Annotated in this window: 9 protein-coding genes; 5 read left to right on the top strand and 4 right to left on the bottom strand. The window is 62.4% G+C overall.

Annotation, left to right across the window (positions count from 1 at the left end):
• Positions 1–674: 674 nt before the first annotated feature.
• The 3 genes from E2H86_RS25405 to E2H86_RS25395 are packed head-to-tail and all read left to right on the top strand — an operon-like array spanning position 675 to position 3,737.
• Positions 675–2,663: an FUSC family protein gene (locus E2H86_RS25405; RefSeq protein ID WP_133332251.1), complete on the top strand. Its 1,989-nt coding sequence runs from the start codon at positions 675–677 to the stop codon at positions 2,661–2,663.
• Positions 2,650–2,856, top strand: coding sequence for a DUF1656 domain-containing protein (locus tag E2H86_RS25400; RefSeq protein ID WP_133332250.1), 207 nt, complete (start codon positions 2,650–2,652; stop codon positions 2,854–2,856). Before E2H86_RS25405 ends, E2H86_RS25400 begins: the two co-directional genes overlap by 14 nt.
• A gap of 11 nt (positions 2,857–2,867) precedes the next feature.
• Positions 2,868–3,737: an efflux RND transporter periplasmic adaptor subunit gene (locus E2H86_RS25395; RefSeq protein WP_133332249.1), complete on the top strand. Its 870-nt coding sequence runs from the start codon at positions 2,868–2,870 to the stop codon at positions 3,735–3,737.
• Positions 3,738–3,752: 15 nt separating this feature from the next.
• Here the strand turns inward: E2H86_RS25395 and E2H86_RS25390 are convergent, their stop codons facing one another.
• A complete protein-coding gene (locus E2H86_RS25390; protein ID WP_133332248.1) occupies positions 3,753–4,952 on the bottom strand; it encodes a GAF domain-containing sensor histidine kinase in 1,200 nt (399 codons plus the stop codon).
• Positions 4,953–5,137: 185 nt separating this feature from the next.
• Between E2H86_RS25390 and E2H86_RS25385 the strand changes: the two genes are divergently transcribed.
• Positions 5,138–5,458 (top strand): DUF2025 family protein, encoded by a 321-nt coding sequence (locus E2H86_RS25385; protein WP_133332247.1) that lies wholly within the window; start codon positions 5,138–5,140, stop codon positions 5,456–5,458.
• Between the two features lie 16 nt (positions 5,459–5,474).
• Here E2H86_RS25385 and E2H86_RS25380 read toward each other — a convergent pair whose 3' ends face one another.
• The gene (locus E2H86_RS25380; protein ID WP_133332252.1) at positions 5,475–6,548 is read right to left on the bottom strand and encodes a diguanylate cyclase; all 1,074 of its coding nucleotides are present in this window, start codon (positions 6,546–6,548) and stop codon (positions 5,475–5,477) included.
• A 130-nt stretch (positions 6,549–6,678) separates the two neighbouring features.
• Here E2H86_RS25380 and E2H86_RS25375 point away from each other — a divergent pair, with 130 nt between their 5' ends.
• Positions 6,679–7,773: an MBL fold metallo-hydrolase gene (locus E2H86_RS25375; protein WP_133332246.1), complete on the top strand. Its 1,095-nt coding sequence runs from the start codon at positions 6,679–6,681 to the stop codon at positions 7,771–7,773.
• A gap of 4 nt (positions 7,774–7,777) precedes the next feature.
• Here E2H86_RS25375 and E2H86_RS25370 read toward each other — a convergent pair whose 3' ends face one another.
• Positions 7,778–8,653 (bottom strand): formate/nitrite transporter family protein, encoded by an 876-nt coding sequence (locus E2H86_RS25370; protein ID WP_133332245.1) that lies wholly within the window; start codon positions 8,651–8,653, stop codon positions 7,778–7,780.
• A 29-nt stretch (positions 8,654–8,682) separates the two neighbouring features.
• Positions 8,683–8,874, bottom strand: a 192-nt coding sequence (locus tag E2H86_RS26120; protein ID WP_207955656.1) for a hypothetical protein, incomplete at its 5' end; no start/stop codon positions are given.

Raw genomic sequence — 8,874 nt, 5'->3', positions numbered from 1 at the left:
GGCTAACGCCGAAGGGTGCTACGCACCTGGCCCTCCAGCCACCTCCACTCGGCCTCCTGAGGTCGCGGGTAGATCAAGAGCAAAAGCAAGATCAAAAGCCAGGGCAACGGCGGGCGAATCGCTGCGCTCTCGCTTTTTCCTTTACCTATGGTTTTGTGTTGTTGCGGATAGTGCGGTCTGTCTTTCGAAGATAACGCCAGCGTAGGCTCCGCCGCTAACTTTGCGACGTCAGGAGGCCGAGCGTAGGCGCCTGTAGGGCCAGGTGCGCAGCACCCTTCGGCGTTAGCCGAAGGCGCGAGATGTAGACTTGCGCAGCAAGTCGTAGGCCGCGCGGGCCCGGAAGGCGCCGTAGCGAGGGGACCCGTAGCGAAGCGGAGGGCCGGATGCAGGAGCAAGCGGTTTTGCGTCCCTTTTGCCAAGACAAAAGGGACCCGCCGTAAAGGCGGAAGGGGCCGGTAGCGCCGCTACACAAAATGGATCGTTCCCGCTCCCAATGCCAACCCAACCCAACCCCCGACAATCCGTGAAGAACCATTTTCTTGCCCGTCGTCATGCCTCGAAGCAGCCCACGGCAGGCGAAACACTGTAGATGATTAGCTAGCTAATTAATTGGCTTCGCAGTATCCTTTGCTCATTGACTATCGTTAGCTAACACCCCGCGCAAGGTACGGTTCGTGCCCATCACTTTTCAGGCTCTGTTCGCGCCCACCCATCTCGCCCTCAAGTTCGCCATCAAGACCCTGCTCGGTGGCGGCCTGGCGCTATGGTTGGCCATGCGCTGGGGGCTTGAGCAACCTTCCTGGGCGCTGATGACGGCGTTCATCGTGGCCCAGCCACTCTCTGGCATGGTGGTGCAGAAAGGCCTGGCGCGCCTGGCCGGGACGCTTGTGGGTACGGTGATGTCGGTGGTGTTCATGGGCGCGTTCGCCCAGACCCCCGAGCTGTTCCTGGTGGTGCTGGCGTTGTGGTTGGGCCTTTGTACCGCGGCCTCCACTCAGTTGCGCAGTGCCTGGGCCTACGCTTTCGTGCTGGCCGGCTACACCGCCGCGATCATCACCTTGCCCTCGGTCGATCATCCCTTGCGGGTCTTCGATCAGGCCGTGGCGCGCTGTACCGAGATCTCCCTGGGGATCGTTTGCGCCACCGTGACCAGTGCCTTGCTCTGGCCGCTGCGGGTCGAGCAGCAGTTGTCCGGTCAAGCCCGCCAGGCGTGGCAGAGTGGTCTGCAGGCGGCCAGCGCCATGCTCGGCGGCGAGGATCACGCGCGCAGGGGATTGCTGGAAATACTGGGCCGGGTAGTGGCGATCGATACCCAACGGGAAAATGCCTGGTTCGAAGGACGTCGTGGCCGTCAGCGGGCCAAGGCCATCCGCGGCCTGAGCCAGAAACTGATGGTGTTGCTGCGTATTTCCCGCTCGGTCCGCCGCCAGTGGCGGCAACTCGACGACAACGAGGCGCAACGTCTGGCGCCCTGGCTCGAAGAAGTGCGTGGACTGCTGGCCGAGCCCGACCAGCCGAGTCTTCTGCTGTTGCGTCAGCGCATCTGGGATGCTGCGCAGGACGAGCGGATCAGTTCCGTCGAACATTACTGCCTGGCACGCACAGCGCTGCTGCTGGATTACGCCATGGCGGCCACCCGCGCGCTGGACGATGTCGAAGCGGGTAGGGCGCCCACCGACGTCGCCCAAGGCCTGGCGGTGCACCGTGATCTGCCCCTGGCCCTGCTGTTCGGTTCGCGCAGCGCCCTGGCCTTTCTGGTGATGAGTGCGTTCTGGCTGGCCACTGCCTGGCCTTCCGCGCCGGGTGGCTTGGTGTTGACCTGCGTGGTCTGCAGCCTTTTCGCCAGTCGCGAGAACGGTGCGCAGATCGGCCTGAGTTTCTTGCGTGGGATCCTGCTGGCGATTCCGGCCGCTTTTCTGGTCGGGCAGATATTGCTGCCACAGTGGAGCAGCTTCGCCATGCTCTGCCTGGGCATGGGCGTGCCACTGTTTTTCGGCGCGTTGGGCATGGCCCATCCGCGTACCGGCGCCACGGCGACTTCCTATTGCCTGCATTTCATCGTATTGGTTTCGCCACTGAACACCATGCAGTTCGATGTGGCCAATATGCTCAACAGCGCCCAAGCCATGCTGCTGGGGGTCGGCGCTGCGGTGATGGCGTTCCGCTTGGTGGTGATCCGTCATCCGAAGTGGCTCAGTCAGCGCCTGCGCGCTGCCACCCAGAGCGACTTGGTGCGCCTGACCCGGCGCGATCTGCGCGGCGCCGACAGCTGGTTTGGCGGGCGCATGGCCGACCGCCTGATGCAATTGGCCCGGCATGCCGGCGAGCTTCCGGAGAGCGAACGCAAACGCTGGGACGATGGTCTGCACGGCCTGGACATCGGTGACGAACTGGTACACCTGCGTATGTGTCTGGCCGTCGCCCAGGCGCCACTGGGCAACGCTGAGCGTGAATACCTGCGTCAGGTCGAGGAGGCATTGGCGCAAGGTCCGGGCCCCGGTCGCGGCGAGCGTCTGGATGCCGCCAGTGAGCGATTCATGGAGGTATTGCGTCTTCAGCCCGGCAGCGATCCGTTGCGCCTGGCCATAGGCGCTGTGCTGCAGCTGCAGAAAAGTTGGCGCAAGTGGTGCCGTTGGCAGGAGGAAGCCCATGGGGTTACGTGAGTGGGCGCTGGGCGGGGTGCTGCTCAGCCCCTTCCTGGTGTATGTGTTGATGGCCCTGGTGCTCACCGGGGTGTTGCGCCTGGTGGTCCATGCGACACCGCTGGGACGCTGGATATGGCATGAAGCATTGTTCGATGCGGCGTTGTTCGTTTGTATTCTGTTCCTGGTAGTCCGACTGCTAGGTCCTTTGTAAGGAGTAAGTCGATGCGTGCAGTCGTACGTACCTTGGTCACCCTGTGTGTGGTCGCCCTTGCCGTGTTCGCCGGCTACCAGCTCTGGCAGTACTACATGTTGACCCCGTGGACGCGCGATGCCCGGGTGCGTGCCGACGTGGTGGTGATCGCCCCCGACGTGTCGGGCTGGGTCCGAGAGTTGAAGGTGCATGACAACCAGCGGGTCAAGGCTGGCGACCTGCTGATGAGCATCGACCGCGAGCGCTTCCAGGCAGCCTTCGACCAGGCCAAGGCAGTGGCCGAGACCCGCTCGCAACAATTGCGTCTGCGTGAACGCGAGGCCGCGCGGCGGACAGCGCTCGGGCCGGAGGCAATCAGCGCCGAGCTGCGCGAGAACGCGCAGATCAACGCGGCCATTGCCCGCGGCGAACTGGACGAGGCCAAGGCGCTGCTCCAGGTGGCGCAGATCAACCTGCAGCGCAGCGAGGTCCGGGCGCCACGCGACGGCCACATCACCAACTTGCGTCTGGCCCAAGGCAACTACGTCAATACCGGCGAATCGGTGATGGCATTGGTCGATGATGCAACGTTCTACATCCAGGCCTACTTCGAGGAAACCAAGCTGCCCAGGATTCGCGAGGGCGATAGCGTGAAGATCTGGCTGATGGGCGCCGGCGAGGCGATCCCCGGGCACGTCGAGAGCATCGGCCGCGGGATCACCGACAGCAACAGTAACCCGGATAGCCAATTGCTCCCGGAGGTCGAGCCAACCTTCAACTGGGTGCGTCTGGCCCAACGCATACCGGTGCGGATCAGTCTCGACGAGATCCCCGCCGGGGTAACCCTGAGTGCCGGAATGACCGCCAGTGTGCAGGTGCACGACGACCAGGTCGGGCGTTGACCTCGGCCCCGGCTGTCACACGATGCCTGACGCAGAGCGATCGACCGGCAGGTGAAAGCTGAACAGCGTGCCGTCCGATTCGCTGGACTGCACTTCCATGCGCCCGCCGTGGGAAAGAGCGATTTGATTGGCGATGTACAAGCCCAGTCCGAGGCCTTGACGCGGCGTTTCCGATACTGGACGGGAGAAAGGCTGAAACAGCAGGTCGAGGGTCGCTGCGGCAATCGGCTCGCCGTGATTGTGCACACTGAGCACGAATTCCTCTTCGCGAACGTCGGCACGGACCGTCACAGGACCCGCCGGGTCGCCATGGGTCAAGGCATTGGCGATGAGGTTGGAAAGCAACTGCCCAATGCGTTCCCGGTCGCATAACAACCCACCGATCTCGCCGAGGTCGAGGATGATCTGCCGCTGTGGGTGCACCCGTTGCAGTTCCGAAGCGACGTGCCTGAGCCCCTCTGCCAGGTCTGGGCAGGGCCTTAGGTTGAGCGGGATGCCATCGCCTAGCCGCCCTCGGGCGAAGTCCAGCATGTCACGGACCAACTGCGAGCCTCGGCGTCCGCAGGTGTGGATATGACGTGCGATGGCGCGGTTCTTGTCGTCCGGTAGACGCTGGGCCAGCAGTTCGGCACCGGCGGTGATGGCGAACAGCGGGTTGCGCAGGTCGTGGCCAAGCACGGCGATGAACTGCTCGCGAACCTCGGCCATGGCCCGTTCCTCACGCAAGGCCCGCTCGGTGCGCTGGGCGTTCTCCTCGCTTTCGATCTGCAGCGAGAGCAAGCGGGCGAAGGCCTCCATCATCGGTTGTATCGGGCTGCCCTTGAGCGGCGCAGGGTTGGGGTCGAGCGCGCAGATGGTGCCGAAGAAGCGGCCATCGGTCCGCAGGACCGGCACCGAAATGTAGCTTTCGAAGCGATAGATGCGTGGCGTGTGATGCTGGCAGTAGGTTTCATCCTCGCTGGCCTTGTCGATCACGATGGTGCGGCGTGTGCCGTAAATCTCATGGCACAGCGTGCTGGTGACATCCAGTTCACCGCCCACGGCGAGGCCGAAGCCCAGGGTGTCGAGCACCGCGCAGGCGGTCCAACTGACGTCGGTGACCCTGGCCACGGCAGCGAAGCGCATCCCGGTGGTTTCGCAAATGACCTGCAGAAGGGCGGGCACTGCATTGATTCGACCGATGGTGGCGATATCGGTAGTGATGGCGTCGGTCATGAACGGTCCCGGTGTTGACGACGAACAAGGTAGACATTTCAGTCTAGCGGCCCTGCGGGCCGATGAACGAAAACCTTGGCGGTTGGTTTGGTAGTTACGTTAGGCTTGTCCGGCGCGTTGTCCGTCAGAGGCGACCGCTCATTGCCTGGCGTGCGTCACTTCCGAATTCATTGCGAGGTTACGCCATGGCCATCACATCCCAGGATATCTGCAGCGCAGCCGACCAGCTTCAGGGCTTCGTCGGTTTTCATGGCAAGCGCGGCGAGCATATCGTGCGATTTTCCGAGGACGCGTTCGGCATGGACGTGGCCGACGACAGCATTACCCCGTGTAGCGAATTCGTCTGGCGGCCCGTTGTCGGGGCGCGCATGAGCCTGTGTCGCCAGCGCTTGGGGCTGCTGCTGCAGCAGCGGGTAGACGACCGCCTGCAGATCACCGAACCGCTGCGCATCTATCTGCAACGTACTGACCTGCCTGAGATCGTTGCCGAGCGTTGCCTGCGCTGACGGCCCGAACGGGAATTCAGTCGGGGTAGGCCAGCTTCAGCGTAGCGGCTCCCCCTTGGGTGAAGGTGACCTGGTCTCGGCCTTGATGCTTGGCGGCATACAGCGCCAGGTCTGCCTGCTGGAGCCAATGCTCCGGTGTCTCGAGGTCGGCATGGAACGCCGCGAGGCCGATGCTGAGGCTGATGCGCAGGTGCGGCAGTTGGGGGTGGCGGTAGGCAGCCACTTGCTCGCGCAAGCGTTCCATGGCTTGGCACGCCTGGGATTCATCGGTGCCGGGCAGGATCACGCAGAACTCATCGCCGCCGTAGCGCCCGGCCTGATCTCCTTCACGCAAGTGTCGTCTGAGTTCCTCGCTCATTTGGCGCAGCACGCCATCGCCGACCACATGGCCGAAAGTGTCATTGATGGACTTGAAGTGGTCGATGTCGATAAGCGCGATCACCGCCGACAGCTGCTGTTGTCTGCAGATCTGGAATCTGACCAGCAGCAGGTCCTTCCAGGCGCCATGGTTGAGCAGCCTGGTCAGGCTGTCGGTGAGGCTCAGCTCGCGCAGCTTGCGTTTGTGCTCAGCCAGCTTGATGGCCAGTTTGTAGCAGACCAGCCCCAGGGCCAGGGGATACAGCGTCAACATCGGCAGGCACGCATACACCTGCAAAGGCGTGGCATCGAGTTGCAGGTGGAATCCGAACAGCGCTATCGACAGCAGCATGCCCGCCAGTTGGGCCAATGCGCCGCGCAAGACCAGGCGTTTGCCGCCAGCGGCGACATTGTTCATGGTCATCATCGATAAAACGGTGACGCTTGGCAGCAAATTGAACTGCATGGTCGCGGTCCAGAATCCACCCAGCAGAGAATCGAGAACCAGGTTGCGTTGCTCTGCCTGGTAGGGGCTGCGCGAGCGCAGCGCCCAGTGATAGGCAACATGCGGCCACACCAAGCCATTGAACAACATCAGTGCCCATACCCAAGCCGGGGGGGCCAAGGGCTGTACCGCCGCGATGACGCTGAACAGACCGATGCCCAAGCCGATGATGCGGGGCAGGTAGATCCGCTTGACGAAGGAAAGCCCTTTTCCGGTGCGGTTGTCCATCATGTTCGTCGTTCTTCCGTAGAGGCGCCGTTCATCGCATAAATCAGGTGAATATTGTCGAACAGTCAGAACTGAACGAAAACTGGCCTTGCAGGCCATTTCACGGTTGGAGCGATCACTGTGGGGTAACATGAAGGCTTTCTTGCTGATTGGAGTGTGGCTGCTCATGACCCCCATGGCTAACCTCGCTGGCGAGCCGGCACCGCAGCGCGACGGACGGTTCCACAATCAGGTGGTGCAACCCCGTGATGGGATGCTGAAGAAACTGCGGATCGGGCTCAAGTACTTGCTGCTGCGCAAACCGCCCGAGACCCGACCTGCCGCGCCGATCCGCGTCCATGCCATGACGCCCCAGCAGGTGCTTGATGCGCCTGACCGCAGCCTGTGGCGCCTGGGACATTCGACGATGTTGCTGAAGCTGCGCGGGCGCTTCTACATGACCGATCCGGTGTTCGCCGAACGTGCTTCGCCTGTCCAGTGGGCGGGTCCGTTGCGCTTCCATGCGCCGCCCCTGGATCTGGACGATGTGCCGCCCCTGGCGGCGGTGATTCTGTCCCATGACCACTACGATCATCTGGACGAATCGGCGATTCGGCAGTTGGCTGACAGAACCGAGCGCTTTCTGACCCCATTGGGCGTAGGAGACGTGCTCACCGGCTGGGGAGTGCCGCGCGACAAGGTCACTCAGCTGGATTGGTGGCAGGAAGCAGAGGTGGGAGGCATACGCTTCATCGCTACGCCGGCCCAGCACTTTTCAGGCCGTGGACTGTTCGACAGCAATCGAACACTGTGGGCATCGTGGGTCATGATCGACGACCAGATGCGATTGTTCTTCAGTGGTGACACCGGTTATTTCGACGGTTTCCGTCAGATCGGCGAGCGTTTCGGCCCGTTCGACCTCACCTTGATCGAGACGGGCGCTTACAACGTGGCATGGCCCAGCGTGCACATGCAGCCCGAGCAAAGCCTCCAGGCTCACCTCGACTTGCGCGGGCGCTGGCTGTTACCCATCCACAACGGCACCTTCGATTTGTCCATCCATGGCTGGCAGGAGCCGTTCGAACGTATCCTCGCCTTGAGTCAGGAAGCCCGGGTGCACCTTTGCACCCCACAGATGGGCGAGCGGGTGAGCCTGGACTCGCCGCACGCCGGACAGAACTGGTGGCAGCCTGCGCCCCTGCGCCAGCGCGACCAGGAGCGCGAACGCCAGGTGGTCATGCGCTGACGGGTCACGGCTGGGAACGTTTGTCTTCCTTTAATAGTTGCGACGGCGGTTTGCCGCTGTCGCCGCGGACCTGTGCATGGCTGATCAACGCGAAGATGCAACTGCCGCCGATGATATTACCGACCAGGGTGGGTAGGGCGAACGTCATCCAGAAACGCGACCAGGTCTCTTCTCCGGCCCAGACCAGATAGGAGACTTCAACCGAGCCCACGATGATGTGGGTGAACTCGCCGAGGGCCATCAGATAGGTGATCATCAGGATGATCCAGATCTTGGCCTCCTCCATGGACGGAATCATCCAGACCATGGTCGCGATCATCCAGCCCGAGACGATGCCCTTGGCGAGCATCTGCGTCATGTCGTTGGTCATGACCTTGCGCCCTATCTCGAGGAAGGCGACGTCGGTCTTGCTGTCGAAAATCGGCAGTTCAAGCATGACCCATGCGACCAGTAAGGTGCCGACCAGGTTACCGACTAGCACGATGCCCCATAGCCGCAGCAAACGTCCGAGATTGTGCAGGGTGGGGGAGGTCATCACAGGCAGTACGGCGGTCAGGGTATTTTCGGTGAACAGCTGCTGACGAGCCAGGATCACAGCCAGGAAACCTGCGCTGTAGCCGAGGCTGGCGATGACGTGGGCACTTTCTGCATCCGGCAGGCGTGAGTAGAACAGGCCCATCGCCATGAAGGACAGGCCCATGGTCAGGCCCGCGGCGATTGCCGAAAGCGCCAGGGCGGCGACCGTACGCTCCAGTTCATGGTCGCCCTGGGTGCGAATGATCTCGTGCAACAGGGCGGCGCGAGGGGGCTGATTGTGGTCGACTTCCAATTCTTCGTCCGGCGATAGGCCGGGGGTCTTCTCGTTTTGCGTATCGCTCATGGTCGTCACGCTCTGGTGGGGTGGTTTCTCTACAGATCGACTGTGGCGGGAATAGTTGCGGGGGAGGAGTAGTCGCTGGAAAGGTCGTGACACGCCTGGGGTGGGCTCAATACGGTCCATTTCCTTAAATATCTGATTTTCTTGAAAATAGGTGTTGACGCCGTTTCGAATCCCCTTATAATGCGCACCACTTCCAACGCAGTCGGAACGAAAAACTCCTT

The organism is Pseudomonas putida, assembly GCF_004357765.1.
GTDB classification, from domain to species: domain Bacteria; phylum Pseudomonadota; class Gammaproteobacteria; order Pseudomonadales; family Pseudomonadaceae; genus Aquipseudomonas; species Aquipseudomonas putida_U.
The sequence above is the reverse complement of the archived record's forward strand: the minus strand, read 5'-3'. Positions and strand labels throughout refer to the sequence as shown.